At 53.1% G+C, this 26,260-nt stretch carries 23 protein-coding genes and 2 pseudogenes; 17 read left to right on the forward strand and 8 right to left on the reverse strand.

Annotated elements, in window-relative coordinates; genetic code table 11:
• Positions 1-127: 127 nt before the first annotated feature.
• Complete coding sequence (locus KTE_RS46545; RefSeq protein WP_201394307.1) at positions 128-967, forward strand: class I SAM-dependent methyltransferase; 840 nt, start codon at positions 128-130, stop codon at positions 965-967.
• Between the two features lie 199 nt (positions 968-1,166).
• Here the strand turns inward: KTE_RS46545 and KTE_RS46550 are convergent, their stop codons facing one another.
• Complete coding sequence (locus KTE_RS46550) at positions 1,167-1,985, reverse strand: IS6 family transposase (protein WP_201394308.1); 819 nt, start codon at positions 1,983-1,985, stop codon at positions 1,167-1,169.
• A 263-nt stretch (positions 1,986-2,248) separates the two neighbouring features.
• On the opposite strand from KTE_RS46550, the gene KTE_RS46555 reads away from it, so the two are divergent.
• The 4 genes and pseudogenes from KTE_RS46555 to KTE_RS50405 all read left to right on the forward strand — a co-directional run.
• Entirely contained in the window at positions 2,249-2,572 is a 324-nt protein-coding gene (locus tag KTE_RS46555; RefSeq protein WP_201394309.1) for a PadR family transcriptional regulator, read from the forward strand.
• Between the two features lie 29 nt (positions 2,573-2,601).
• The gene (locus KTE_RS46560) at positions 2,602-3,285 is read left to right on the forward strand and encodes a PadR family transcriptional regulator (protein ID WP_201394310.1); all 684 of its coding nucleotides are present in this window, start codon (positions 2,602-2,604) and stop codon (positions 3,283-3,285) included.
• 290 nt (positions 3,286-3,575) lie between these two features.
• Complete coding sequence (locus tag KTE_RS46565) at positions 3,576-4,229, forward strand: hypothetical protein (RefSeq protein WP_201394311.1); 654 nt, start codon at positions 3,576-3,578, stop codon at positions 4,227-4,229.
• Between the two features lie 284 nt (positions 4,230-4,513).
• Positions 4,514-4,654, forward strand: a pseudogene (locus KTE_RS50405) (hypothetical protein); the annotation flags it as partial.
• Positions 4,655-4,676: 22 nt separating this feature from the next.
• Here KTE_RS50405 and KTE_RS46575 read toward each other — a convergent pair.
• Positions 4,677-5,027: a transposase gene (locus tag KTE_RS46575; RefSeq protein ID WP_201394312.1), complete on the reverse strand. Its 351-nt coding sequence runs from the start codon at positions 5,025-5,027 to the stop codon at positions 4,677-4,679.
• Between the two features lie 501 nt (positions 5,028-5,528).
• Between KTE_RS46575 and KTE_RS46580 the strand changes: the two genes are divergently transcribed.
• The 4 genes from KTE_RS46580 to KTE_RS46595 all read left to right on the forward strand — a co-directional run bounded on the left by KTE_RS46580 (position 5,529) and on the right by KTE_RS46595 (position 9,023).
• Entirely contained in the window at positions 5,529-6,467 is a 939-nt protein-coding gene (locus KTE_RS46580; RefSeq protein WP_201394314.1) for an NADP-dependent oxidoreductase, read from the forward strand.
• Positions 6,468-7,010: 543 nt separating this feature from the next.
• Positions 7,011-7,166 carry a hypothetical protein gene (locus tag KTE_RS46585; protein ID WP_201394316.1) on the forward strand — a complete coding sequence of 52 codons (156 nt, stop codon included), beginning with the start codon at positions 7,011-7,013 and terminating at the stop codon, positions 7,164-7,166.
• Positions 7,167-7,174: 8 nt separating this feature from the next.
• Complete coding sequence (locus KTE_RS50410) at positions 7,175-7,516, forward strand: IS1 family transposase (protein ID WP_374226895.1); 342 nt, start codon at positions 7,175-7,177, stop codon at positions 7,514-7,516.
• 109 nt (positions 7,517-7,625) lie between these two features.
• Entirely contained in the window at positions 7,626-9,023 is a 1,398-nt protein-coding gene (locus KTE_RS46595; RefSeq protein WP_201394319.1) for a mercuric reductase, read from the forward strand.
• A gap of 1,631 nt (positions 9,024-10,654) precedes the next feature.
• On the opposite strand, the gene KTE_RS46600 is transcribed toward KTE_RS46595, so the two are convergent.
• The 4 genes from KTE_RS46600 to KTE_RS46615 form a co-directional block, all read right to left on the reverse strand.
• The gene (locus KTE_RS46600) at positions 10,655-11,422 is read right to left on the reverse strand and encodes a cold shock domain-containing protein (protein WP_236601070.1); all 768 of its coding nucleotides are present in this window, start codon (positions 11,420-11,422) and stop codon (positions 10,655-10,657) included.
• Between the two features lie 391 nt (positions 11,423-11,813).
• Positions 11,814-12,290: a peroxiredoxin family protein gene (locus KTE_RS46605; RefSeq protein ID WP_201394324.1), complete on the reverse strand. Its 477-nt coding sequence runs from the start codon at positions 12,288-12,290 to the stop codon at positions 11,814-11,816.
• A gap of 598 nt (positions 12,291-12,888) precedes the next feature.
• On the reverse strand, positions 12,889-15,165 hold the full coding sequence (locus KTE_RS46610) for a PAS domain S-box protein (RefSeq protein WP_201394326.1): 2,277 nt from the start codon (positions 15,163-15,165) through the stop codon (positions 12,889-12,891).
• Between the two features lie 311 nt (positions 15,166-15,476).
• Positions 15,477-16,286, reverse strand: a complete 810-nt coding sequence (locus KTE_RS46615; RefSeq protein WP_307812083.1) for an FAD-dependent oxidoreductase — start codon at positions 16,284-16,286, stop codon at positions 15,477-15,479.
• Between the two features lie 178 nt (positions 16,287-16,464).
• On the opposite strand from KTE_RS46615, the gene KTE_RS46620 reads away from it, so the two are divergent.
• The 7 genes from KTE_RS46620 to KTE_RS46650 all read left to right on the forward strand — a co-directional run bounded on the left by KTE_RS46620 (position 16,465) and on the right by KTE_RS46650 (position 22,386).
• Positions 16,465-16,899, forward strand: a complete 435-nt coding sequence (locus tag KTE_RS46620; protein WP_201394328.1) for a CU044_2847 family protein — start codon at positions 16,465-16,467, stop codon at positions 16,897-16,899.
• A 155-nt stretch (positions 16,900-17,054) separates the two neighbouring features.
• Positions 17,055-17,474, forward strand: coding sequence for a VOC family protein (locus KTE_RS46625; RefSeq protein ID WP_201394330.1), 420 nt, complete (start codon positions 17,055-17,057; stop codon positions 17,472-17,474).
• A 405-nt stretch (positions 17,475-17,879) separates the two neighbouring features.
• Positions 17,880-18,194: a PadR family transcriptional regulator gene (locus tag KTE_RS46630; protein ID WP_201394332.1), complete on the forward strand. Its 315-nt coding sequence runs from the start codon at positions 17,880-17,882 to the stop codon at positions 18,192-18,194.
• Positions 18,195-18,388: 194 nt separating this feature from the next.
• Positions 18,389-19,105 carry a hypothetical protein gene (locus KTE_RS46635; protein ID WP_201394334.1) on the forward strand — a complete coding sequence of 239 codons (717 nt, stop codon included), beginning with the start codon at positions 18,389-18,391 and terminating at the stop codon, positions 19,103-19,105.
• Between the two features lie 130 nt (positions 19,106-19,235).
• Positions 19,236-20,207 (forward strand): ABC transporter ATP-binding protein, encoded by a 972-nt coding sequence (locus KTE_RS46640; protein WP_201394335.1) that lies wholly within the window; start codon positions 19,236-19,238, stop codon positions 20,205-20,207.
• Between the two features lie 2 nt (positions 20,208-20,209).
• The gene (locus tag KTE_RS46645; RefSeq protein WP_201394336.1) at positions 20,210-21,127 is read left to right on the forward strand and encodes an ABC transporter permease; all 918 of its coding nucleotides are present in this window, start codon (positions 20,210-20,212) and stop codon (positions 21,125-21,127) included.
• Positions 21,128-21,231: 104 nt separating this feature from the next.
• The gene (locus tag KTE_RS46650) at positions 21,232-22,386 is read left to right on the forward strand and encodes a hypothetical protein (protein ID WP_201394337.1); all 1,155 of its coding nucleotides are present in this window, start codon (positions 21,232-21,234) and stop codon (positions 22,384-22,386) included.
• A 250-nt stretch (positions 22,387-22,636) separates the two neighbouring features.
• Here KTE_RS46650 and KTE_RS46655 read toward each other — a convergent pair.
• Together KTE_RS46655 and KTE_RS46660 are read right to left on the reverse strand one after the other, a co-directional pair.
• Positions 22,637-22,933, reverse strand: a pseudogene (locus KTE_RS46655) (IS6 family transposase); the annotation flags it as partial.
• Between the two features lie 278 nt (positions 22,934-23,211).
• Positions 23,212-23,940 carry a helix-turn-helix domain-containing protein gene (locus KTE_RS46660; RefSeq protein WP_201394338.1) on the reverse strand — a complete coding sequence of 243 codons (729 nt, stop codon included), beginning with the start codon at positions 23,938-23,940 and terminating at the stop codon, positions 23,212-23,214.
• A 332-nt stretch (positions 23,941-24,272) separates the two neighbouring features.
• Between KTE_RS46660 and KTE_RS46665 the strand changes: the two genes are divergently transcribed.
• Positions 24,273-26,255, forward strand: coding sequence for a serine hydrolase (locus tag KTE_RS46665; RefSeq protein ID WP_201394339.1), 1,983 nt, complete (start codon positions 24,273-24,275; stop codon positions 26,253-26,255).
• Positions 26,256-26,260: the final 5 nt, after the last annotated feature.

Consider the following 26,260-nt stretch of genomic DNA (forward strand, 5'->3'; position numbering starts at 1 on the left):
CGCAACGACCAGCTCGATACTCTCACCCAATCGAGCCTCTCGCCCTGGTCTACGGCGTCACAGGCGCACCCATGAACGAGATAAAGATGTGCATTACGGCAAAATAAGAAAAATAAGGAGAAAACAGATGTCACAGGAACAGAATCAACCAATACCACGGTGGCAGTCACCAGAAGTGGCTCACGACTTCCGGCAGGAAGCCGAACAGCGACAGCAAAGTATGGAAGAAGCGACGCGACACATGCTCTTGTCCGCCGGGCTCAAGCCGGGAGATCGGGTCCTCGACATTGCAGCCGGGACAGGTGAGCAGAGCCTGCTCGCGGCGCGTCTGGTGGGACCAACCGGATGGGTCCTCTCCACCGACATCTCTGCTGACATGCTTCAGGTGGCAGCCAGTCGCGCCCAGCAGGAAAAACTCACCAATATCAGTACACAGGTGATGGATGCTGCGCAGCTTGATCTGGACGATAAAACCTTCGATGCGGTCATCTGCCGCAACGGGTTGATGATGTTAGGCCCCAGGTTCCAACAAGCCTTGAGCGAAATCCATCGCGTGCTGAAACCTAGCAGGAAGCTCGCAGCCCTGGTCTGGTCAGTACCTGAACGCAATCCCTTGCACGCGCTGCCGCTTGCCCTGCTCGCAAAATACATCGGAGTAGATCCTTCCAACGCCTGTTTTTCCCCTGGTCCCTTTTCCCTGGCAGACAAGAGGCGCTTCGAGCAGGCACTTGCCGATGCTGGTTTTCGTGATGTCGCAATTCAAGCCATCCCGCTCCAGCTCCACTTCGCATCCGTCGAAGCATATCTAGAGAGCAGAAGGCTGCTAACGGCAAGTATGATCGGGCAGCTGAGTGAGTCTGACCAACAGCAGTTAACGCAGGAGATACGAGAGGTGTTGAGCCAGTTTGAGGGGCCACAGGGTCTTGTCACCTCCGCTGAAACCTTGCTTGGCGTGGGAACCAGATAAGATCTGATTGGTTGGGGATGAGCCGCCCTCGATGCCGGGATCAAGCTCATCCCTCAAAACCTCGAAGTGCGGAAGGCCGGGAGTGAGCGACCTCCGACGCCGTGCGTTTTCCTGGAATGCATCTGTACGGTTCTGTCAGAACTGAGAACACAAGAGTGAAGAAAGTGCGCAGGCCCTGCTCTTCCGCATGTTTTTCTCACTACACCACCAGAGCGAACGTCTTCAACATGCCCAATCGCTGGCGGAAAGCCTCGCGTTGTTGAGCCAAGGAAACCTTTTGCTTCACAGTGGTCCGAACGCGGAAGAACTGACGAATCTCATCAAATGCACGACAAAAGTGAGCTGCTGACGCAACGTTTCCAAAGCCACGCATGGGGTAATAGCGCTGCTTGATAGAGCGGTGATCTTGCTCTAACCGGTTATTGAGATATTTGTTCGTTCGATGCTGGACATGATCCCCTATTGTCTCGCGTATAGCTCGCGGATAAGAACGATGCCCATCGGTCGTGACTTGATCGGGAGTATGGCCGACCACAGCAACTGCCTGCGTGAAAAATCGCTGGGCTGCCTCCATATTCCGCTTCTCGCTCAACATGGAATCCACCAGATTGCCATCGTGGTCGATAGCTCGATAGAGGTAGCACCATTTCCCATGCACGTTGAGATACGTTTCATCAACATACCAGGATTTTCCTGCTTGGTCGAAGCGCTTTGTCCGCAATTGGTCCACGATCAAGGGAGTAAAACGCTCTTCCCAGTCTCGAACCGTTTCATGCGTGAAGACAAACCCCCGTTCTAAAAACACCTCAGCCACATCCCGCAGGCTCAATGTATAGCGCAGTCGCCACAAAACTGCGAGTAGGACGATGTCAGTGGGGACTTCAAGATAGTTGAAGAGGGTACCAGTTCGTTCATTAAACGTTGATCGGCACTGAGGGCAGAAAAAGGTTGCGTATCCAAGTTTGGTTTTCTTGGCGCGCTTTTTGGTGGTAGCGGCCGCACAATGGGGACAGTTCATTCATCACTATTCCTCGTTCCATATTCTTGATAGGATCAGCATATCAGAAATCTGGCCTTTCTGCCAAGATGGAGTTTGAGTTCTGACAGAACCTTTTTGCGCTCATGAAGGATCTTTCATCTGCTTTCTGACTCCCTCTCAAAGAAGAGATGTTGGTCTTCTTCTCCCTTGCGTTCTGCACGCTGGCATGGTATTATTCAGTGACGATTAGTAAGTGCCGCAATATAAAGCGATACTTTATAGTTTTCATGAGGTTCTTGACGATGCCCAAAGAGAAAGATGTCTTCGACCTGGGGCGCTATTCAGACCCCTCATTACTAATCCTTTCCAGCCTGGCGAGCGGTCCCAAACATGGGTACGCCATGATGGAGGATATCGCGGAGTTCAGTGGAACCAGGCTCGAACCCGGCACGCTCTATGGTGCGCTGGCCCGCCTGGAACGGCGGGGGTGGATTGAGCCGCTTCTCGCCGAGGAGCGGCGGCGGCCCTATCGCATTACCGCCGCCGGAGTGACCGCCCTGCGCGAGCAGATCGCGACGATGAGCCGCATCGTCGCCGTTGGTTCACAGCGCCTCTCGACCACGTAGCGCTCACTGAAGAGAGAAGAGGTATCCTGATGATGTCTCAACAGGCACGGTTACCCATTGGCTACGCCCAACTTGCTTCACGCATACTTACTTGCCTTGAGGATACGCCCAGGCACACCTTAGACCTGCTAGCGAAGCTTGAGCAGGCAACCATAGCGCTCCCAGAACCCGGCACTCTCTACCGCGTCCTGGCTTCCCTGGAACACCAGGGCTGGATTGAGCCGCTCACGCCAGAGAACCACCTACGTCCCTATGCTCTCACGCCCGCCGGAGAGGACACCTTAAGGCGGTTTCGTCGCTCCGCAAACACCCATGATGAGCGTATTGATGCATGCTCTCACGATCACCGACGTAAGGAAACGCATATGAGATTGAACCGAACCCTCCTGCGCCTCTATCCGCGAGCCTGGCGCGAACGCTATGAGGAGGAGATGCTCGCCGTTCTCGAACAGCACACCATTACCCCCGCAACCATCTTCGACCTGCTGCTTGGAGCCATTGACGCGCGGCTCGATCCGCACTACCGCAGCCAGCGCAGTGCTTTCTCTCCACGTGATGTCAAGCTTACCGCCACCGCCTTTGTGGTCCTCCTGACCGTCCTCACCGTCGCTCTGTTCGTCTGGCAATCGCTCTCAGTGCCATACATGAATATAATAACCACTGAAGTGTCCCCCCGACAGGGGGTCCCGTCGGAAATGACCCGAATGGCTTGAATGTTTCGCAGGCTATTCAACTCCAGATCAACCCTGGATGGGATAACCCAGGCTCTATCAGTAACCATATCGCGGCTTACTCACTGCAAATTGAATTCTTTCTCCTATTAGTCGCACTTCTCTTCTTTGTTGCTCGCATTGTGAAGCGCGCGCCATCTGCGAGACGCTTACCACTTCTTCTTTTCGCGCTTGCGAGTTTGTGTCTGCCTCTGCTGGCATTACCATTCCTCTTTTCCGCGCCAATTTCTTTCTTGATTCCAGACCATATAACCTTCTTTCAGGAGAGCACATTGTCTTCCCTGCCTTCTACTCTCATGGTACTTGAAATCGCTGGGAGTGGGTTGTTCATTGGTCTCATCAAAGGATGGCAGGCCATAAAAGCATGCCAGAAAGGTCTGCTTACGATGGTTGGGGTCGTGGTGCTGCTTCCGACGCTGAGCTTCTTTCTGAGTCGTCTCTTTACTGATACCATTAACCCAACATGGTACGACAATTCCCTCCCCCAATTTCAGATTCTTCTCTATGCCCTCGGGGCAAGCCTGCTTCCTTTCCTGGGCTTTGGCGCTTTGCTGCTTGCCACCGGAACCGATGAGTTGCCAAAGCCGTTTCTGCGCCGCTCCCTCCATTATGCTGCTGTGCTTACTGTTCCACTCATTGTCTCCCTACTCGCCACCGTTATCTGGAACATAGCAAGCTGGCAACAACTGCTTTTCAGCGAGAACGCTCATGAATTGCAGGACTTTGTTCTCCACATGATGCCTACAAGCGGCATCTTTGGAGACAATGGGCAACTGCTCTGCATTTCGCTGTCGCTCTTCACCCTACTTCTGGTCATGGGCATAGGAGCGATGCTCAAGCGGGGCTATCGCGCGTTTTCATCGCCTCCCACTCAGGATAACGGACAGCAGCAATCACCGGAGATGATGCAGGTACAGCAGTCATAGAGGCAGTTCGACCTTTATGACTGGTTGTGCTAGCATCTGAGAAGTCGTGATGGCACATTGGAATCCCGACAAAAATCCCTTCAAGAGGGTATTGTCAACTTAATTACAATTGTAGAGCTTATAGAAGAGAAACAGGCCTCAAAGTGGGGATTGTGCCCTGTTTCTTGTCCTTGTTTGTTCGAGAATTCTGGCTGATATGGCATCGAAGTGGTGAAAGCTCATCAACAAAAAAATTTAAGTTGACAATACCCTATTTATCGCCAGTTAGATAGGGAGACCCGGTCATGACATTCGGTCAAAAGCCACTCTATCCAGCCAATGGCTGTCTCCTTCCCGCTGAGGAAAGGGATGGACTCCTGGATGCATATGCCACGGGAGAGTTGCCTCCTGAAGAACAGCAACAGATTGCCAGTCATATAGCGCAGTGTGAATCATGTAAGCATACACTCATAGAACTTCAGCAGTATCATAATCTGCTGCAGGGACTGTTCTCAGATGCGCCTGCTCCAGCAAGCCAACATGAGTCAGCACAAGAGGGAGATTATCGGCTAACATCTCTGCGTATAACCCTTCTCGTTCTCGTTCCCATTCCGCTTCTTTCGCGGCTTGATCCTGTGCCACACGGTCATCAAAGAGTGCAGGGAAACCCGCCAGGACCTGATCTCGCCAACGAGAGATCACATTCACATGCGTCCCGTATTCTGAAGCAATCTGCGAGAGAGATTTTTCTTCTCGCAAAATCTCTTTCACGACTTTGATTTTAAACTCAGTTGTATAGGTTTTTCTGACTGGTGCCATCTCTTCCCTTTCCACCTTCAAACCTCCAATTTTTTTGTCTTATTCTATGGGGTCATTATATTTCGGCATACGGTATCTGCGTTCCTGAACGTCTTGACACGGATTGAAATCTTTCTTCAATGGCCCCTTTCGCCTACCTGAAAATGGCTCTTTTGACAAAACCATTATTGGAGTATGCTTCTCGTGTCAGGAAAAGAAAGTTTCTTGACGAAGCAGATAAAGGAGATGTCCAGAGGGAGCGAGCATGAATAGTCGTGTTGCAAAAAAATTGGGCTGAGAAAGTGGTGCAGGTAATGTGGCTCTACCCAATGTGCTGAGCTTTAAATTTTTTGCAACACGACCTCATTTGTTCACACTCGTCTCATCATATCCTGGCAGAAAGCAGCGTACGGAGAGAAAGTCTCTCCGTTTGAAAGAATCCGCCTGACTTCTCTAGGAGACATATGTAACGTTGGTAGAACGAAAAGAAAAAAAGAATTGTGAAAGGACAAGGGACAACATATGCAAGCTATCGCCATTACCGCCTTTGGCGGGCCTGATCGTCTCACGCTCATGGACCTGCCTGCGCCAACCTGTGGCCCGGACCAGGTTATTATTCACGTTCAGGCAGCAGGTGTTGGAATGTGGGATGTGAAGGCGCGGCAGGGGAGCCTGACGCTGGAAGGACAACAGTTTCCGCTCATTCTTGGTTGGGAATCAGCAGGGATCATTGAACAGGTAGGGGCTGCGGTGACCGGGCTGAACGTAGGAACCCGCGTGATCTCTACGACGTATCAGGTCGGCATTGGTCATTATGCCCAGTCTGTCGCTGTTCCTGCGCATCTCGTCGCGCCAGCTCCATCCTCTCTCGATGCCTTGCACGCAGCAGCGCTTCCTATCGGCGGGCTTACCGCTTACCAGGCAATCTATGAAGTGCTGAAGATGCAGAGAGGAGAAACGCTCCTGATTACCGGTGCGGCTGGAGGAACAGGCACGCTTGCCGTTCAGGTTGCTGCTCATTTAGGAGTCCACGTCATTGCCACTGCGAGCAGTAAGAACCATCCATACCTTCAGCAGCTTGGAGCCAGTGAACTCATTGATTACGCACAGACGGACTTCGCGAGCGTGATCCAGGCGGCTCATCCCAAGGGTATCAATGCAGTTCTGGACTGTGTTGGTGGAGAGACGGCGGCAAGAAGTCTGAAGGTTGTGCGTGATGGTGGGCGGTTCGTCACGATTGTTGATCTTGAGCAGGTAACACCTACCCGTCACATTGATACGCAATTGCTCTACTACCGCCCCGATGGGCAACAATTGGCCGAACTAACGAAGCTCGTCGATGCCGGTCAGTTGACGGTCCACCTCGACCAGGTGTTTCCTTTGGAAAAGGCCAGCCAGGCTCACGAGCGCTTGGAGACACGGCACCACCAGGGAAAAATTGTGCTTAGCCTGGAAGGGTGAACGTAATCTCATCTTCCGGTATTGTCAACTCAGCCAAAGTTGTAGAGCTTCCATGCCAAAAATGGCCGTAACGTGGAGAGAGCTCTCTATCTCTGACCTGATAGCCAGGAGAACCCTGGCGAAAATAACGTCGGAGCTGTGAGAGCTCATCAACAATTTTGGAAGTTGACAAGACCTCTTTGGACGCCTGCGTCTCACGGGGTGTGCAACGAGGTTTAGCTCATCAGTGATATGACTTGAGACCGTTCTTCGTCGCTGTCCCCGGGAATAACTGCTCAGGTGGGTAGTGGTTAGGTGGTAAGTGATGAGATAGAATTGGGGTTATGATTCAAGAAACGATGATACACGTTTGCCGTGTCTGTAGAAGTACAAATATTGTCAAAAATGGAGCCAATCGTTGTGGAAATGCTCAATACCACTGCAAGGACTGTGGCACCTATCGTGTTCTCACGCCAGCAAGCGTCTTCATAAACTGAGCAACAAACCGTGCTGCGGGCTTATCTGGAACGGTATAGCCTACGTGGAGTGGCACGAATCTTTGCCATGGCACGGTCAACCATTGCGGGGTGGCTCAAAGCGCACGTCCAGAACTCGCCTGATGTCAAAGAAACCCTTCCGCCTGCGACCCCAGATGATGTGCTCGAACTCGATGAAATGTGGAGTTTTGTGCGCAAAAAAGACCAGGCGCGGTGGTTGTAGACGGCAATGTGCCGCCGAACCTGCCAAATCGTTGCCTTTGCTATTGGAGACCGAAGCAAAGCGACCTGTCTTCGGCTTTGGCAAGCCATCCGCATGAATACAAACACTGCCATACCTTCAGTGATTTTTGGCATGCCTATCAGTACGTGTTCCCAACTGAAACCCATCATTGTGTTGGGAAGGAAACTGGGAAGACTGCGCATATGGAACGCTGGAACAACACCTTGCGTCAACGAGTAGGCTGCTACGTTCGACAAACGTTGTCCTTTTCCAAATCTGACGAATCTCATGAAATGATTACCAAGTGGTTTATTGTTCAGTATAATTTGGGCTTATCACTTACCATCTAACCACTACCGTATCGTCGAGGGCGCTCTCAGACTCAAACTTAACAAGAACGGCTACCGGGGCCGATGTATCCTTAGCTCTGGCAGCCTCACCAGAAGGAGATGAACACAAATGACTTCGACAAACTATGATGTAATTGTGATCGGCGCCAGTAAGGGCGGTAGATTCTTCCCAATCGATTTTGCAAAAGCAGGCCGGAAAGTGGCGCTCATCGAGCGCGACCAGATAGGCGGTGTCTGTGTGAACTTCGGCTGTACCCCGACAAAAACGATGGTCGCCAGCGCACGCCTCGCCTATCAGGCAAGACGTGGGGCCGAGTACGGTGTTCACGCCGGCCCCATTTCGGTCGATCTGCGGACCGTCCGCCAGCGCAAACAAGGTATAGTCGAGGGTGTTCGCAACAGCCACGAGAGCCGCCTGACAGCGCTGCAAGGACGGGGTCTCGATCTGCTAATGGGCGAGGCCCATTTTATCGCTCCGAAGACGCTTGAGATTTCTCTCAAGGACGGCGAGACGCGAGAGATCACCGCGCCACTGATTTTTATCGATACCGGGGACCGACCAGAACAACTCACGATCAAAGGCGCCGAGAGTGTCCCTGTGCTCAATTCCACCACGATCATGGAACTGGATACGCTCCCCGAACACCTGCTCATCACTGGTGGCGGCTATATCGGGCTGGAGTTCGGGCAGATGTTTCGCCGCTTTAGCAGCCAGGTCACGATCATTCAGCCTCGTCCACGCTTACTCATGAACGAGGATGAAGATGTCTCTAACGAAATCACGAAGATTTTGCGCGAGGAAGGGATCACGGTCTTGACCGAAACAATGCCGCAACAGATTGAGCCACTGGACGGTGGGCGCATGCGGTTGACCATACGCACGCCTCAGGGAGAACAGCAGATTACCGGCTCGCATCTGCTGGCGGCAACCGGTCGTGTCCCCAACACGGAAGCGCTCACCCCTGAAGCTGCTGGCATACGCCTCGACAAAGATGGCTACATCCAGGTCAATGAGCGCCTGGAAACGAACGTTCCTGGCATCTACGCGCTGGGAGATGTCAAAGGTGGGCCTGCTTTCACCCACGTCTCTTTAGATGATTTCCGCATTGTGCGCACCAACCTGCTTGAGCAGGGCAACGCCAGCACACGAGGTCGTCTGGTCCCCCATACCATCTTCATCGATCCCCAGCTTGGGCGAGTTGGCCTGACCGAAAACAAGGCCAGAAAACAGGGTCGCAACATCCGGGTGGCCAAATTGCCCATGAACGCCGTGTCCCGTGCCGTAGAAACCGGCGAGACGCGCGGCTTCATGAAGGCCATCGTCGATGCCGATACCCAACAAATTTTGGGCTGTGCCATCCTGGGAGCAGAAGGCGGCGAGATTATGACCATCATCCAGGTAGCGATGATGGGCAAGCTGCCCTACACCGCCTTGAGAGATGGCATTTTCACGCATCCCACCCTGGCTGAAGGGCTCAAAGCACTGTTTATGACGCTCGACTCTTAGGGTTACGTTGATACTACCTTTTTGTTATGAGTCATCCCGGATTTTTGAGCTTCCCATAGAACCACCAGAGTGATGAGGAACTCAAAAAAAGTGGATGCTAGGCCAAAAAAGCCTCCTACGCTAAACTGGCCTGTCAGTGTTTTTCTGACGAAAAAGTACCTGGACTTTGCACATTTTTTAGAGGCGAAGCCTCAGCTCTTCGAGATTGAAGGTATACTCACATAGCTTGCGGAGAGCTTTGAGCCCAATATCTTGTGCATGGGCTGGGCTCTACAAAGACGTTTTTTGACATCACCATTTCCGCCAGAATCGAGAAAACTTCCTTCTATGAGTGCTCAGTGTGTCAGAGAACCGAGAGACAGCCTTCTCGGGCCCTTTTTGACGAGTCCCAGATCGATAAGAGACAGAGGGGCTGTCGGCAGGGTTTTCCAAAAATGTGCAAAGTCCAGAGTACGACGTACCATATAACGTGCGACAAGAAGTCACATTGCGTGAGTCAGAAATGTGAGCACGTGTCCAATGCTCATCCCCAAACGCGACATGCGTCACTGGTAACGGTGGGGTGTGAAGCTCGCGTTAACGTCTAAGGAGAGGGTCAACCGTAGACTCAAACCGGGCCAGGGGAAGTTCGGACGGGTGAATGCAAATGAACCTTTGATGAGGCTTCGTTAGTACGGGTCATCGAAAAACGGTTGTGACGATGATGATTGGGTCGATAGGCATACTGGTCGTTATAACGGTATGTGTGGACACCTAGATCCCGGAGTAAAGAAGGCACCCACCCCGAACGTATCTCTGCAATGTGAAACTTGGAAACCCCATTGGGGTCTCAGGGCAATCTGAGTAAGTAGACCGTAAGGGATGCAGAATGCCCCAGTGGGAGAAAGATGCCTCAAGAAGCGAAGGCTGTCAGCCGAAAGGCAACAGGAATTCATAACTGGACAGATAGGGCAATACTCACGCTGAAAGGCGGCTGACGTGAGGCGGGTGGCTCTTGCGGATAATCTGGAAAGGGAGTGAATCATCTGGGAAAAGGTAGATGGCAGACATATCTCTGCTAACTGTAACCAGACGATGCCGAAAGGCTAACGACCAGAGCCAGAGAAGAGGCATAAGCTATCAGAGCCGTGTGCGGTGAATAGTCGCACGCACGGTTCATCGGGGGGAAAGTGCCGTGAGGCACCTACCTATCCCAATTGAGGCTGAGCTTCTATATGGAATGGCTCTAGAGACGACGATGTGCGCCTTGACGACCTTTTACATCACCACATAGTCCTGTATCGCAATCAACGACACTCATTGCCGAGTGAGACATGTGAGAGCCAAGAAATACCTGCTCCCACGGGATGCGCAACGAGGTGGATCTTCAGCTGAGGTGGCTTCGCAGGCCAATTTAATGTTCTCACTTTTGCTGGTAAGGACTCAACAATACTTCTGCCTTAGAGAAATAACGAAGCAATGAGAGACGCTTTCAAGCCAGTTTACGGCTGAGGTAAAACTCGTTGCGCATCCCGTGGGTGAATGCAGCCTGGGCTATCTCACAAGCGGAGAAAGGACCGCGAGAGAGGGGAATGTGAAGTCGAATGGGCGTGAAAAAAGGAACGAGCGCGCTAGATGAAAGAAGCACCTCCTCATAGATTGATTTGCTGAATATTCCGTGCGGCCAGGCCGGCCCTCCCCTCGACAATTTCGAATTGCACTGGAACGCCGGCTCTGATCGTGCGGTAGCCCTGTCCAGGAAGCGCCGTGAAGTGGAAGAAGATCTCCTCGCCTGCTTCTTCTCTCACGATGATACCGATCCCCGCGTTGGAGTCAAACCAGCGGACGACTCCTTGGGCTATCGGCAAGCCGTTCTCCCCCAATGCAGGACTTCCCTTGAGCCACTCCTGCTGGGGAATGCGAATCCGCCGCACCTCTGGCGTGTCATACGCCTCGTAGCGATAATCGGAACGGGTTTCCATGATCGCGCGCAGATCCCGTCGCAGCTCTTCAGTCGTGGGGCGGCCCACGAAGTACCAGCCATTATAGATGGTGTGGATGCGCAAGTCTGGCCGCAGCACAAACGTGTACGGCTGCGCACGATAGGCATACTCGCCTTCCGTCTCGTCGAGAATGTTGATCTGTTTGATGACGACCCGCTGTTCATCCGACAAGAACGTCCACTGCGCCCCCAGGCCCGCTCGGAACGCGGCCTGCACGAGCGGTGGATCCGCGCTTACCGCCACGAGCTTGCCATAATTCACCGCCAGTTCGCGTTGGAACTCCACGAGTTGCCGCATCTGCTGCTGGTCGCGCGGGCAGAAGAACCCGCGAAAGAAGACCAGGATCAGCGGATACCCGTCCTGGAACCCCAGGTGGGTGTCGAGGAAACTGGGCTTGGTGAAGTGGGAGAGTCGCATGGGCTCGTTCTGGTGATTCGGCAGTTCAAAATCGGGGAACTGGTCATCGAGCCGAAGATTGGTGGTCATAACAGTCTACTCCTTTCCCCTCAATACCGGAGCGGTTGGGATGATTTCGTCACTCTCTCGTAAAGCTTCCCTATCATCCTATCTGGTCTTGCGGACGTACGCAAGGTGACAGGGCGTTTGAACCTGTAGCGATCTGAAAGGCTCTGTTGCAAATAATTTTACCACCGAACACAGAGGAGAATGATTTCGGGTTCGCGCATGACGCCATTTGAACGAGCGCTGCCTTGTCATGGGTAGTCCTCTATCTCTTCTTTTTCTTCCACTCTAACAGATCAGTTTTATTTTCGCAACAGAGCCCATGTGAGAGCGCGGCCCCCTGTTGTTAGTGGTTCTGGTGCTGCATATATTTAATGAAATTGATGGTGTCGGCAGCAACAAGACGACCAATCGCGCCACTGGAAGAGACAGAGACAGCAATGGTGCCATCGGGTTGCAAGACGAATCCAGTGGCTTGCAAGTAGAGTGGGTCTTCGTTGATATAGGCTCCTATCTTCTGCGCGATGTCGTGAGCATCCAAGCCATACAAGACCGGAAAGGTGAGATGGTGCTTGGTCACCGTCTCCTGGGCCTTTTCAAGCGGGTCCACAGACAGGGCGACGACCTCGGCTCCTATTTCATGAAGTTGCTCTAAAGCATGCTGAAAATCCATCAATTGCTGTCGGCAATACGGACACCAGTGACCGCGATAGAACAGCAACACCGTCCATTTGCCCGCTGTACTCTGGGGAAGCGTCATTTCACCACCACCAACACGCGAAGCCGTAATCGTCGGAAAGTGCTGACCGTTTGTCAATCGCATCGTGTTCTCCTGCATTAAAGTTAGTCAACTAACTTTTACGATGATAAAAAGTGGTTTGTGCTACATGTTACAAAGTGCGAACCCATGTTTCCAATCGTTGGAGGGTGATTGATCACCACACGTGCCCTCTCACGGGCAAAGAATTAGGCAAGCGCTTGCCTAATTCCCGATGTGCCACCGGTGACCAACGCCGTTTCTCTTTGTAAACGCATAGTTGTATTTCCTTTACTTTAGTGAATCGGCAATTGCGGAGACGCTCCACTGCGTCGGGAAAGAGCTACTGATGCACCAGGGTATTCCTCTAATCTTTTGCTGATGAGTTTATTTCACCAAGGCAGCGGGAGATCCAAACTTTCCCATGAAGACCCCGAAGGAAAGGAAATAGGCGAGAATATGGATTGTCGCCTGTTTCTGCTGATGAGCCAGCGCTGGTGTTTTTCTGTGGATGTTTGCTCTCCTTGACCAGGGGGAAGGGAAACCGAAAGGTTGAACTCTCTCCCCTGGTGCTGGTGACGCCCACATCCCCTTGCTGCTCCCGGATGAGCGCCTGACAACTGGGCAACCCGCCTTCGATCCCATTGTGCCATCCCTTCCCTGGTCAGTTCTCCCTGGTGAGTAGAAGTGTCACGCGAAAGGTTGATCCTTTGCCCACTTCGCTGTCCACAGTGATGGTTCCGCCGTGCCGCTTGACAATCTCCATCGCAATGGACAGCCCCATCCCCAGGCCGGGGACCATGAGCTGGCTCGGATTACTTACCCGATAGAAGCGCTCAAAGATTTTCTCGCACTGCTCCTGTGGGATGCCGATACCGTGATCGCGCACGGCTATCGTGGCGGCTTCCGCCGATGCGCTCGCCTCAATGTCGATCAGCGGGGCATCAGGAGCATACTTGATCGCATTACTGATCAGATTGAGAAAGACTTGTGCTAAGCGGCCTTTATCCCCGAGAAGCAGGCGCGAAACGGTGCCACGCACCGCAATGGTATGGGTTGGGTCCATCTGCTGCATGGTGTCCGCCACTTCCTGGAGCAGGGTATCCAGATCCACTGGCTCCTGAAGGTACTCGAGTCTCCCCTCCTGAATCCTGGTAATATCCAGTAGCTCTCCGACCAGCCGTTCCAGCAGGTGAAGCGGCTCCTCCAGGCGTGCAAGCGCTGCCGCTGCCTCGTGCAGGCTCTGCCTGACCAGGCGCTTTTTCAGCAGTTGGGTCTGGAGCTTGACCGCTGTCAGCGGCGTTCTGAGCTCGTGGCTGGCCATGCACAGAAAGTCATCCTTGCGCCGTTCCAGTTCTTTGTGCGCGGAATTGTCCAGCACAAAGCCGATGCCCTGGAGCACCTCCCCATGAAAGGCCACGCCACCCATCAGCACGTCCAGGCGGCTGCCATCCTTACACACGAGTTCGGCTTCAAAGGGCGTGGTATATTGCTGCACGACCAGTTCCTGGTGCGCCTGCTGGGTCAGCGAGGTCTTCAAGCCTGGCAGGGCGAGCCTGCCCCAGGTGAGGCGCCGCTGGCTCAGGTCGTTCTGGCTATAGCCCGTCATCCTCAGGAAGGTGTTGTTCCCTTCCACCACCACGTCGCCTTCAGCGAAAAAGATCCCGATCACGCTGGAATTCATGAGATGGTTCACGCGTTCCTGGCTCTGACGCAAGGCTTCCTCGGTTTGTTTCTGCCTCTGGATATCGGTGCAGGTGCCAAACCATTGGACGATCTGCCCCGCCTCGTTTCGCAGAGGCACACCTCGTGATAAAAACCAGCGATAGGCGCCCGGCTGTCTCTCTCTGAGACGATATTCAAACTCATAGGGTTCCCCTGCCTCCAAACCCTGGCGCTGAAGAGCCAGGACCCGCTCTCGATCCTCAGGATGTACAAACTGAAGCGAGGCCGCTTCATCAGACGTGATGTTCGTTCGGGGGGCTGTGTGCCACATACCCTGGATGCACTGCCGGTCAGCGGGAGGCAGTTGCTGGAGCCATTCATCCTCTGTGCATTGCTCGGCCATCTCGTGGGCGTAATCGTGCGAGCGTCGATTACAGTAGGCGATGGAACCATCAGGCTGCCTGACCCAGATAAATTGGGGCACAGTATCGAGCACCATATGAAGCTCCTCTTCCGCGCGCTTGTACTGGGTAATATCGAATCCCGTACAGATCAGATACTCGACCTGCTGATTCGTCCCGCTCTGAGGTGTCAGCGTCACGGCAAGGTCGAGGCACCTTCCTGGGTGTGGGTCTATGCGGGCTTCAAAGCGTACCGTCACTCCCTGTCTGGCCTGTTCGATCGCCGCACATAATTGCCTTTGGGCATGCGGGACAGACGACCACCAGGAAACAGCGGTGAGCGGTTTGCCAATCACCTCCTCGAGCTGGACCTGCGCGTCCGTCAAGGGACGCTGACTGATCTCCAGGATCAGTCCCTCCGGTGTCAACATCGCGACCCGCTCAGCACTGTGCTCCAGGAGATCCCGATACCGCTGTTCACTTTGGCGAAGGGCGTCCTGGCATTGCGTTGGTTCCGTGTTTTCCTGGAACACGACCGCGAGGCCCACTTCGGTGGGCGAGATCTGTGCATGGAACCAGGTCTGGGTCACCGGGGAACGATATTCCACGTCGGTCAGTTTCCGCGTCTGCCTGGCCTTGAGCACCGCCTGATAGAGCGCGGTGCTCACCAGGTGGGGAGCGAAGCACCAGAAGCTGTTTCCAACAAGCGCCTCTTGTGTGGTGCCGAGCATGGTCTGCGCGCTGGCATTGGCATACACAATGGTCGCGTCGTCATCCATGACAAACAAAGCCCCAGGAAGCGTCTCAAGAAGTGTTGTGAGGAGCGTCTCATTCCTGCGCTGAGTGAGATACTTGGTCTGCGTTGTCTTTATCATCGTGCGGTCAACCTCCCTTTCACGTGTCCCCATCCCTGATAGCGAAGATATATACCTGCTCAAACCTCAAGCAGTCTCTTGAAATGATGTGATAGCTTCAAGAAACAAGCGAGCTATACAATGTAGATATCAGTGAAATCGCTCATCCTATACAGCGGATGATCTCTGACTCTTGAAGTATACTGGAAGAGGAGAGAGGACGTCATGGGTCGAAAGAGCTATTGTTGGGAGAAGTGACAACTGAGACCTGGTACGAAAGTTCTAGTGCACGACTCGACTTTCCTGTCAGTTTCATCTGTAGCAACATCTCCCTAAGAATCGAGTGCCATAAACAGCGTGTTGAGCCCTTCCGCCAGAGTGGGATGGGTGAAGATCCCTTCCTTTAAGGCAGTGTAGGGCAACTGCCCCATCATCGCCACCTGGATGATGGTCATAATCTCACCCCCTTCGATGCTCAGGATGGCGCAGCCTAGAATATGCTGAGTCTCGGCATCGACGATGGCCTTCATGAAGCCGCGCGTCTCCCCGGTTTCCAGGGCACGGGGCACGACAGTCATGGGCACTTTCGCCACACGGATAGTGCGCCCCTGTTTTCTGGCCTGGTTTTCGGTCAGACCAACATACCCAAGCTGGGGATCGATGAAGATGGTACGGGGAACCAGGCGATCCTGTGTGCTGGCACTGCCCTGCTCTAGCAGGTTGGTGCGCACAATGCGGAAGTCATCGTACGAGGCGTGGGTGAACGCTGGCCCCCCTCTCACATCACCCATGGCATAGACGCCATCAACGTTCGTTTCCAGTCGCTCATTAACCTGGATGCAGCCCTCCTGGTCCAAGTGGATACCAGCCGCTTCGGGGGTAAGCGCTTCGGTATTGGGAACGCGGCCGGCGGCTGCCAGCAGATGTGAGCCAGTCAGTTGCTGATCACCTTGAGGGATGCGCACGGTCAACTGGATACGCCCGTCACTGAGCTGTTCCACCTGTTGCGGTGTGATGCCGGCCAGGACCGTGATCCCCTCCTCGCGCAAGATTTTCGCAATCTCGTCACTCACGTCCTCATCCTCTTCCATCAGCAAGCATGGGCCGCGCTGAATGATGGTGGGTATTGTCAACTTAAGCAAAATTGTAGAGATTATATAGGAGAAACATACCTTAAAGTGGGGATGATGCCCTAATTCGGACAGTGTTTTCTAAAGAATTTTGGGGAAAGTAGCATCGAAGTGGTGAAAGCTCATCAACCAAAATCCTTAAGTTGACAATATCGGCGCGGGTACAAGTGAAATGTTGGGTGGAGGACGTATGGCTATTATTCGTGATACGGTGCAATATAATGGGCAGGAGGTTGAGGTCTTTATCGAGGTGGGAGACCTGGTGGATACACAGACCCTTCTGTCGAGGCATGATGGGGCATTCCCTCCTGATCCATTGGGCGCGGCGCAAGGGGGTGTCCACCAGGTGAAGAACGCCTTTGCCAGCGCCCGGGATTTGATCGGAGCCTGTGCCTCGAATGTAAGCGAAGCTGTGTTGAAGATGACGGAGAAAACACGCCCAACCGAGTGGGAGGTCCAGATCGGCATCAAGTTTAACTCCGAGTTAAACGCCATCCTGGCGAAATCGCAGGGCGAGGCGCAACTCCAGGTTACTCTCAGGTGGCAGCAAATCATGCATGACGGCGCCTTTTGTAATGCCATGCTGAACCCCATGGTAAACCCGGTGACGAATCCGAAGGAGTAGAGCCTGTTCATTAGGACAGGAGGCAGCGCAGGCCCTTTCTGTCCCAATGAACAGAGAAGGTCTTTAGCGTTTGCTCTATACTCAAGGTGCTTGCTGGAACTGGCCTGACATCAGCACTAGTAGGCATACTTTCTGCGGAAAACGAGGAATTTTTCTTGAGTGAGCAATGGCCTTCTGATCTACCTGTCGTCCGTGTGCGCGTGGCGCGCCCAACGGATCGCCTGGACAAGACAGTTGCTTTCTACCGGGATGGCCTGGGCCTCCCTTTTATCGAGCGCTTTGAGGGCGCGGGCTACACCGGCGTCCTCCTTGGATTGCCAGGCACGGATTATCACCTGGAGTTTACTCAGCATGTCGATGGCAGTCCCTGCCCCGCTCCCTCGCGGGATAATCTGCTGGTGCTGTATATGTACGATAGAGTAGCGATGGATCGCGTGGTCGAGCGGCTGACGGTGATGGGATATAGCTCGGTCCCGCCTGAGAATCCCTACTGGAGTCCCGACCGCAGCGTAACCGTGGAAGATCCCGACGGCTGGCGTGTCGTCTTGATGCAGATCAAACAGCCAACAAATTAATTGGTGGGCGTGTAATAAAAAGGAAGGGTCCTGACCTGACTCGCTGTGTCCTACAGCGAGTCAGGTCAGGACCCTTCCTTTTTGTGTAATTAATCCCATGTGCACGTTTTTGGCAATGCGCCTCACGCCTGCGGCGCTCGCCTGGGTTTTGTGGTGTGAAGTATGCTGGCAGCCTGTGGCTGCCAGCATACTTCACACCACAAAACCTGAAATAACTCATATATGGGGTTTATTAACAAGCGCATATTCTACACTTAAGTATCTCCCCATATACACACGGGAAGCAGTTTTTGTGCACTCAGGAACATTGACAGATTTGTCTTCTTTCATCTATATTACGTCTAACGATATGTCAGCAAACGACATGTCATGAGACGCAATATAGATAGCAAGGAGGAGCGCGCTATGAGCACGCCCGACCTGGGACGATTTTCTGATCCGTCCATTCTGATTTTAGCCAGCCTGGCTGGTGGGAAAAAGCATGGTTATGCCATTATGGAAGATGTTGAGGCTATGGCTCGCGTTCGACTGGGAACCGGGACCTTATATGGAGCCATCGCCCGGCTGGAGGAGTATGGTTTGATTGAGGCGCTGCCCTCCGAGGAGCGTGGACGGCGCCCATATCGCCTGACCTCTGCGGGGATTGCCTTCCTCCGCGAACAGCTCACGAGTATGGAGACCTTTGCGTCGCTCGGCTTGCGGAGGTTGGCAACACTATGAATATCCAGAAACTGCTGCTATGCCTTTACCCTCGAGCTTGGCGCGCACGCTATGAAGAGGAATTTCTCGTCGTGCTAGCATCCCATTCTTTTTCTCTGTTTGAAGGACTTGATGTTATGCGGGGTGCGCTTGATGCTCATCTCCACCCATACCTTGGCACAAGTGTCATGGAATGGTCTGAAAGGATACGCTATATGCTCTCGATCCTGCGTCGTTCATTGCTCACGATATTCTGCGCCTATGGAGGCTTTATCCTTGCTGGCATGGGTTTTCAGAAGATGACCGAATATGCTGACTTTCAAGAGGTTGCGCGAACGCATAGCCTGGTAGGTTTCTCCTTTAACCTCGTCGTGATTGAGTCTGTGGTAGCGCTCCTGGCTGTGGTAGTTGGTGGTTTGCCTATTGTTGTTACTGTGATCAAGTCCGCGCTGGTACGGAGGCGACTTACTCCCCTATTCGCGCTGGCTATGCCTGTCCTGGCTTTTGGGACTTTCTTTGGCATACTGCCTCTTCTAAAAGCGGTCTTTCATCCAGGCAATCAACATGTTCTGCTGGGGAGAGGCCTCTTTCTGGGGACACTGCTTACCACAGCTATCATCAGTGTTGGCTCGATCTGCTTTGCAGTTGCTCGTAGTGAGATCTCTGAAAAACTGCTGCGCTTCGCGCTGCCTCCATCCATCCTGGCTACGCTCTCGATGGCGCTGATGTCGGTATCAACCTTTATCTGGGGACTCGGCCTGCAAGAGAGCGCGCCGAAGCTCTTCACTGGTAACGACGGAATTGTTGGATCGAGTACCCTTGGCACCTGGTTGGGCATTGTGATAGCGATGGCCCTGGCGACCACTCTGGCTGTGATCTCGCTCATGCGCGCGCTCTCGGCTCGCGTCACTTTGCGCAAAGCTACAGCCTGAACGAGCACAACTCATCTATGAGATGGCTTGTCCCCTCATAGTCAAGCTACAACATATTCAAGACATACGTCCTGTCAACACGTCGTCATGTCTTAGGGCCTTATGCCCAAAAATAGAAAGGTAGCAATCTATGCAAGAAAACCAGATTTCGCTGGCCGTTACGACCACTGCATCAGCGCAAGCAGGCGAAACCGTCCTGCGTACTCACGATTTAACCAAACGGTATGGTACACGCATGGCTGTTAATCAGCTGAATCTGGAGGTGCGACGTGGTGAGATTGTGGGCTTTCTCGGTCCAAATGGCGCGGGGAAAACCACTTCAATCCGCATGCTTTTGGGCCTGATCGCTCCTACCTCCGGGCGCGTGGAACTGTTTGGGCACGATCTCGCAAACAGGAGGGACTCTGTGCTGCCACGCATCGGCGCGCTGGTAGAGGCACCCGCACTCTACTTACACCTAAACGGAAGAGATAACCTGCACGCGGTAGGCTCAGTGCTTGGTGGCCTGTCGCGCCAACGGATCGAGGAGGTCCTTACACAGGTTGGACTGCATGAGCGCCAGAGGGATCGCGTACGCACCTACTCACTGGGTATGAAGCAGCGCCTGGGTGTCGGGATTGCTCTGCTCAATAATCCTGATCTGCTTATTCTCGATGAGCCTGCTAATGGGCTTGATCCTGCGGGGATCGTTGAGATGCGCGATTTAATGCACCGCCTGGCGGATGAGGGAAAAACTGTCTTCCTCTCAAGCCACTTCCTGGGCGAGGTCCAGCAGATCTGCTCGCGTGTCATCTTTCTGAATGCTGGTAGGCTCATCGCGGATAAGACCGTCGAAGAGTTGACGCGTGGACAGGGAGAGTTTGAGGTTCGGCTTGAACGGGCACAGGAAGCTCTAGCCCTGCTTCAGCAACAGCCATGGGGAAAACCTGCGCGCCTGGATGAGAGCGGAGCGCTCCTGACACCTGCACCCCAGGGAAGCGGGCGCGGTCTCTATGCCTTTCTGTCCCAGGCAGGCTTTCCACCTGAGAGTCTCGCGCCCGCGACTCAGAACCTGGAGGAAGTCTTTTTCTCGCTGATTAATGCGCACAAAGGAGACAAATAACCATGAGTACCCATATAGCTACTACCGGGCCTGAAGCAGCCTCTCAGCCTTCTCTCCATGCCAGCTTTACAGGCATCATGCGTGGCGAGTTTTTGAAAGTTGCTCGCCTCTTCTGGCTGATGCTGGTTCTGCTCACGCTCGTCTTTACTGTTGGGTTCCTGCTGGGGGCAGGATTGAAAGGACTGAAAGCGGATCTGCAACATACCCCTTTGCACTTTCTGTACTACTCGCTGGAGAGCAATATGGTGATCTTCCGCATCTTCTCCGGCATTTTTCTCCTGGTGCTGACCTCGTTTATTATTGGGCGTGAGTACCAGTATGGTACCATTCGCATCTTGTTGGCGCGTGGGGTTGGCCGCATACAACTGCTGCTTGCCAAGATGGCCCTGCTGTTCTTGATTGCGCTGGCGCTCCTGCTGATGTTTGTCTTGCTGACCGTGTTGTTTACCTGTATACAGATGCTCTTCCTGGTTGGGAATCTCAACGCGCTCAATGCGATCACTTCTGCCTTCTGGTCAAATGCTTGGCTTGATCTGCTGACCGTCCTGATCAGTATGGGAGCCACAATTCTGCTCGCTGCGGCCATGAATGCCATTGGGCGCTCGCTCACCTTTGGCTTGAGCGTCTCGCTCATGTGGTTCCCCATCGATAATATTGGTGCTGTGACCATGAACATACTCGCACAGGTAACGGGCAATGACTTCTGGCGCAAGGTGACAACGTATCTGCTTGGGCCACTGCTTAACCGTTTGCCTGATATGCTCCTGCCGGTGAAGGCTCGCAGTGGCTATGAAGCCTTTGGTGCCGAACCATTATTTCCCGTGAACGCCTCCCATGCCCTCTGGGTCATCGCTATCTACGCGCTTGTCTTTATTGGAGTGGCGTTTGTTCCGACCTGGAAACGCGATGTCAAGGAATAAGTGTTTGACTGATCTCTAGTGCCAAGCATGATGCTAAAACGATAGAAAGATCAAGTGTAAATTATATGTTTTCTCGTCTCTTTCATCGCATATGGATAAAAAGGTTGCTCAGGGCCTTCCTGGTCCTGCTGCTCGTGTTTATCCTTGTTGTTGTTGGCTGCGTGTCCTATATTGAGATTCAGCGCCACCATATGGTCGTGCTACCGGCCCCCACCGGCCCCTATGCTGTGGGCAGGACGGCTTATGATTGGACTGACCAGGCACGAAATGATCCTCTCGCGCCACACGTGGGCACAAAAAGAGAGCTTGTGGTCTGGTCCTGGTATCCCGCTGCACATGTATCTGGAGCACAATCCGTTCCCTACCTGCCATCAAAGTGGGCGCAGGCGAGCGACAATCAGCTCGTACAGAGCAGCGATTCTATCCAGACGCATAGTATTGAGGATGCACCACTTGCCACTGATGCGACGCGCTATCCAGTGCTCATCTTTGAGCCTGGAATGGGTAAGATTCCAACCCAATACACGACGCTACTCGAAGATCTGGCAAGCCATGGCTATATTATCTTCGCGATCACTCCTACCTATAGTTCTGATACGGTAGTCTTTCCCGACGGGCGCGTTGCAGCCTCAACGTCTGCAGGAAACCTGGATAATGCGACAAGTCTGCAGAACGCTGGTAATCAGCTTGTGTCTGTCTGGGCGCAGGATGTGACGTTCGTCATGGACCGGCTGATAAGGCTGAATACGATGTCTGGAAATGTATTCACCCAGCATCTCGACCTCACAAGGCTTGGCGTCTTTGGACATTCCTTTGGTGGTGCAACCGCGGCTCAGGTATGCCATATCGATGCACGCTGTAAAGCCAGTATGGATATTGATGGTGATCTCTTTGGTGACGTGTTGCAGGCAGGCCTACATAAGCCGTTCATGGTGATCCAACATGACGAGGGAGCATGCTCAGATACCGATTGCCACACATTTCAGCAGGGAATACAGGCTGTGCTGAGTACTGTGCCACGAGGTGCGGGTTATCACATTAGCATCAAAGATACCGAGCACTTCAACTTCTCCGATTACGCTGTCTACTTCTCAATGTTGCGTGCCTTTGGCATGCTTGGCTCCATCGATGGTGTGCGCGGGGTGCAGATTACCCGGGCATATGTACGTGCTTTCTTTGATGCCTACCTGGATAATACCCCCTCTCCGCTGCTACGCGGGCCGGCGAGCACCTATCCAGAAGTGGGTTTCAGAACGTAGGACCTAGAGAACACGCACTTCTGTGCGGCATTTCATGCACGTAAAGCCTGGCCTGGAGACCCAAGGCCAGGTAGCATGAAGGATGCACAAATATGAGTGATTGGAGGCGCTATGGTGCAGTTGTTCTCGTTTCTTGATGATACATTTAAGCATCCTTTCTCTTCGCTCTCCCTGAGACGTTTAGAGGCAGAGAAGGGGCACTGGCGGGTTCCTCATCACCTGGGAATTATTATGGACGGCAATCGAAGATTTGCGAGTCAACTGCACGGTAGAGATACAGCCATTGTTTTTTCACTTTGATGTACGTCTCATCAACCCGCCAGGAGTCAGACGTCATCTTCAACTGAGGACGGCACCGCTGTTCAAGTGCAGGCGCATAGTGCTGAACCCAGCGATAGATCGTGGTATGATCGACACGCAACCCTCGCTCCGCCATCATTTCTTCCAGGTCACGATAGCTCAAAGCATAGCGGAGATACCACCTCACGCATAAGAGAAGAATTTCGGGCTGGAAATGGCGCCATTTAAAAGGATTCTGTTCGGTCATCACGTCTCTCTTTCGCTCGTTTTCCCGTACTGTACCAGATCAGCTTTCTTCTTTGCAACACTACCTCACAACGTGTCTCTGGCAAGAAGCTTGCCTTGTCTAGAGGGTACGTGATTACTTGGTCCCGTTGAAGAAAAAGCTTTAGACCAGCAGGCGCCGCAGGAACGAACATTCCCATCTTCAGGTGAGCAGTTAGAACGCGGAATGGTATGAGTTCCCTGTGTCACGGTGAGAACGAGAAAGAGGTTCATGTATTTGGAGTGAAGTCAAAGAAAATGCTACGCCTCACCAGGGGGCTGAGCTTGCTTCGTGAGAGAAGATGGCAGCGTAATTTTCTCACTCACATTGCCCACCAAGGGCAATTTGTAATATCTTCCTCTCCAAGCCATAACCATTCCTACTCCCCAGGCTACTATCGCTCCACTATTGAGGACGAGGGCGCAAAGGACAGTGAGCACAATGATGAAATCCAAGGAGGTTGCCTGTTTCTGTGGGGCTGGTTGGGAAAGGAGATGCGTCTGAACAGGCATGAAATGCAGCGCCGTTCCGGAGAGAGCAGAGACAACCCCTATAAAAGCGATATTGCACAGAGTGACGATTCCAAACAGAAGCAGTGATTGTAGACTATGAAAGCGAACGTAGCGATCTTTTCGAACAAAGAGGGATATGAGTAGACCAGACCACCAGAATGCGCTATAGCTGAAGACTGCCAGAATTCGTGAAGCGCGCGCGAGGGTTTCGCGTTGCTCTTCACGAGAAGTAACCGTTGCTGGTTCGGGTGTGGACGGGTGTGGGGGCAGCGTCTCATCTTCTCTGAGCAAGCCTAAGTCGTGAACCTCTTTCCCAAAGAGGAGGGAGAGTTTCTCTTGGTAATAGGGAGAAGGTGATGAGTATCCGCGTTCCCATCGACTGACATTGCCCGCATCAGTCCCGATCTGTTCGGCCACTCGTGCCTGGGACCATCCTCGCTGCTTTCGCGCCTCTTTCAAGCGATCATTGGGTTTCATTGTTCTCCTTCGCCCTGAAGCTGTTCAAGCGCTCACAAATATCTCCATCGCCTGCACCAGGGCAAGAGTATGGTCCAAATACTGCTCATCTGGGCATTCCCTTTTGTGAGCTGGGTGCCTAGCAAATGCTCAGCCTTCTCCATTGTACCATAGGCTGTCGCCAGGTATGCTTGCGTCGGAAACCGAATCGGAAGACATGCTGGCCTTGATCATCGTATTCCACCGTGAGATCTGGCGTTTCTGCACGCTCCCCAGGTCGCCTTTGCGTGTTTCTCGTCTTTCGGTTTTCAAAACCGTGTTTACCACCTTATCTTTAGAAGGAGTTTTCATGTATGTGGTTTTGTCACCCTCATCAGGGGTTGGCGCGACATATGAGTTTTATGGTGCGCTCTCTTGTTGTGTTGAGTCTATGGTTTGGCTTTTTGCTGGGGTGTGTGTCGCCAACGGAGGCGCAGACAGTGGAACGTTCATCTCCTCCCACCTCATTAGGAGATCCACAGGAACTAGAGACATTTTTGAACGGTGTTATGACGAGGCAATTGGCTGACAATCACATCCCTGGCGCCACGATCTCGATTATCAAGGATGGCCGTATCCTCCTGGACAAAGGTTACGGGTATGCAGATATCCAGCAGGGCCAAAAGGTCCAGGCCGACAGGACCGTGTTTCGCCTGGGCTCGGTCAGTAAGCTGTTCACGTGGACGGCGATTATGCAATTGGTTGAGGAAGGGAAGGTCGATCTCCATGCAGATGTCAACATCTACCTCAAAACATTTCGTATCCCCGCTACCTATTCTCAACCAATTACGATCGAGAATCTGCTGACGCATACAGCGGGATTTGAAGATGGCACGATTGGGCAGTTAGTCCCCCAGATCCAGGACCTGGAATCCCTGGGGACATGGCTTCCCAAACATATCCCCGCGCGCATCTTCCCTCCCGGAACGGTCACTGCCTATTCCGATTATGGAGCGGCATTGGCAGGCTATATTGTTAAGCAGGTCTCAGGAATGTCTTTTGAGCGCTACATCGAACAGCATCTCTTCCAACCGCTAGACATGCGCCAGAGCACCTTTCGTCAGCCGTTGCCAGATGCCCTTTCGGGCCAGCTTTCCCATGGCTATACCTACGGTAACGGAACCTACCGCACAGGTTCTTTTGAGGCCATTGAAACCGTTCCAGCTGGAGCACTCAGTTCAACGGCGACCGACATGGCCCACTTTATGATCGCACAGTTACAATTGGGGGGCTTTGGTCACGCTCGTATCTTGGAGGAAACGACCGCGCGAGAGATGCAACAGCAGCATTTTACCAATGATTTCCGGCTTCCTGGGATGGCATATGGCTTTTATGAACAACAAATCGATGGACAGCGCCTCATTGGACATTCTGGTGACACGACGGTGTTTTATTCGTTGTTGATGCTCCTGCCAGCGTCTCATGTTGGTCTCTTCGTCGCTTTTAACAGCCATGGTGGAAGCACGGCTTCCCAAAACCTGTTACAAGCCTTCATGGACCACTATTATCCAGCCCCTCAAACAACCTCGATCGCGCCACTGGCCGGTTTTTCCGAACGTGCTCGCCAGATTGAGGGGACCTATTGGTCAACTCGCCGCAACGAAACGTCCTATCAAAAGGTGGGATACGATTTGCTATCCCCGATTACGGTGAGTGCTTCTGGTAGTGGGCATCTTGTTATCAAGGGGGTAGGCAGCCAGGATATCAATCTGGTAGAAGTCCAGCCGTGGATCTTTCAACGGACCGATGGGCTTTCTGATACAGTCATTTTCCAAAGCTCAGGTACTGAGATGAACATGTTTATCGGGAATCGTCCCTACCAAGCCTATCAGAAAAGAGTCTGGGCAGAAACACCTGCTTTTCAGGTGGGACTCCTGTTGCTCTGCCTGGCCCTTTTCTTGGGAGTGGATCTTTCGGCGCTTGCCTATCTCTTGCGGGCGATCAGGAGGAAGGCACGTTTGAAGCCTAGGGTTGGAGCATCCCGATCCGAACTTCCCCGGTGGTTGGGATGGACCGTGAGTACACTCAACGTGATTGTTTTGATCGGGCTGTTCCTGCTCTTTTCCAGCAACGATCCCTATGCAGTACAATTTGCCATGTCACCTGCCCTTGTAGTTGTGATGATGTTGGCTAGCGTTTCTGCTCTGCTCACCCTGGGGTTGGTTTTCTGTAGCTTCCTGGTGTGGAGGATGCCCTCCTGGAACCAACGACAGCGTCTCTTCTTTGTATTCCAGGCTCTCGCTGGGGTTGTTTTTAGCATGGATCTGAGCTTCTGGCATCTGTTGTGGCTGCCCTGATGAGT

Origin of the sequence: Ktedonobacter sp. SOSP1-85 (assembly GCF_016587415.1) — a bacterium.
Taxonomy (GTDB): Bacteria; Chloroflexota; Ktedonobacteria; order Ktedonobacterales; family Ktedonobacteraceae; genus Ktedonobacter.

Coding starts and splice junctions, on each gene's coding strand:
- KTE_RS46545 (WP_201394307.1), top strand. CDS start 128: ATGTCACAGGAACAGAATCAACCAATACCACGGTGGCAGTCACCAGAA.
- KTE_RS46550 (WP_201394308.1), bottom strand. CDS start 1,985: ATGAACTGTCCCCATTGTGCGGCCGCTACCACCAAAAAGCGCGCCAAG.
- KTE_RS46555 (WP_201394309.1), top strand. CDS start 2,249: ATGCCCAAAGAGAAAGATGTCTTCGACCTGGGGCGCTATTCAGACCCC.
- KTE_RS46560 (WP_201394310.1), top strand. CDS start 2,602: ATGATGTCTCAACAGGCACGGTTACCCATTGGCTACGCCCAACTTGCT.
- KTE_RS46575 (WP_201394312.1), bottom strand. CDS start 5,027: ATGGCACCAGTCAGAAAAACCTATACAACTGAGTTTAAAATCAAAGTC.
- KTE_RS46580 (WP_201394314.1), top strand. CDS start 5,529: ATGCAAGCTATCGCCATTACCGCCTTTGGCGGGCCTGATCGTCTCACG.
- KTE_RS46585 (WP_201394316.1), top strand. CDS start 7,011: ATGGCACGGTCAACCATTGCGGGGTGGCTCAAAGCGCACGTCCAGAAC.
- KTE_RS46595 (WP_201394319.1), top strand. CDS start 7,626: ATGACTTCGACAAACTATGATGTAATTGTGATCGGCGCCAGTAAGGGC.
- KTE_RS46600 (WP_236601070.1), bottom strand. CDS start 11,422: ATGCGACTCTCCCACTTCACCAAGCCCAGTTTCCTCGACACCCACCTG.
- KTE_RS46605 (WP_201394324.1), bottom strand. CDS start 12,290: ATGCGATTGACAAACGGTCAGCACTTTCCGACGATTACGGCTTCGCGT.
- KTE_RS46610 (WP_201394326.1), bottom strand. CDS start 15,165: ATGATAAAGACAACGCAGACCAAGTATCTCACTCAGCGCAGGAATGAG.
- KTE_RS46620 (WP_201394328.1), top strand. CDS start 16,465: ATGGCTATTATTCGTGATACGGTGCAATATAATGGGCAGGAGGTTGAG.
- KTE_RS46630 (WP_201394332.1), top strand. CDS start 17,880: ATGAGCACGCCCGACCTGGGACGATTTTCTGATCCGTCCATTCTGATT.
- KTE_RS46635 (WP_201394334.1), top strand. CDS start 18,389: ATGCTCTCGATCCTGCGTCGTTCATTGCTCACGATATTCTGCGCCTAT.
- KTE_RS46640 (WP_201394335.1), top strand. CDS start 19,236: ATGCAAGAAAACCAGATTTCGCTGGCCGTTACGACCACTGCATCAGCG.
- KTE_RS46645 (WP_201394336.1), top strand. CDS start 20,210: ATGAGTACCCATATAGCTACTACCGGGCCTGAAGCAGCCTCTCAGCCT.
- KTE_RS46660 (WP_201394338.1), bottom strand. CDS start 23,940: ATGAAACCCAATGATCGCTTGAAAGAGGCGCGAAAGCAGCGAGGATGG.
- KTE_RS46665 (WP_201394339.1), top strand. CDS start 24,273: ATGTGGTTTTGTCACCCTCATCAGGGGTTGGCGCGACATATGAGTTTT.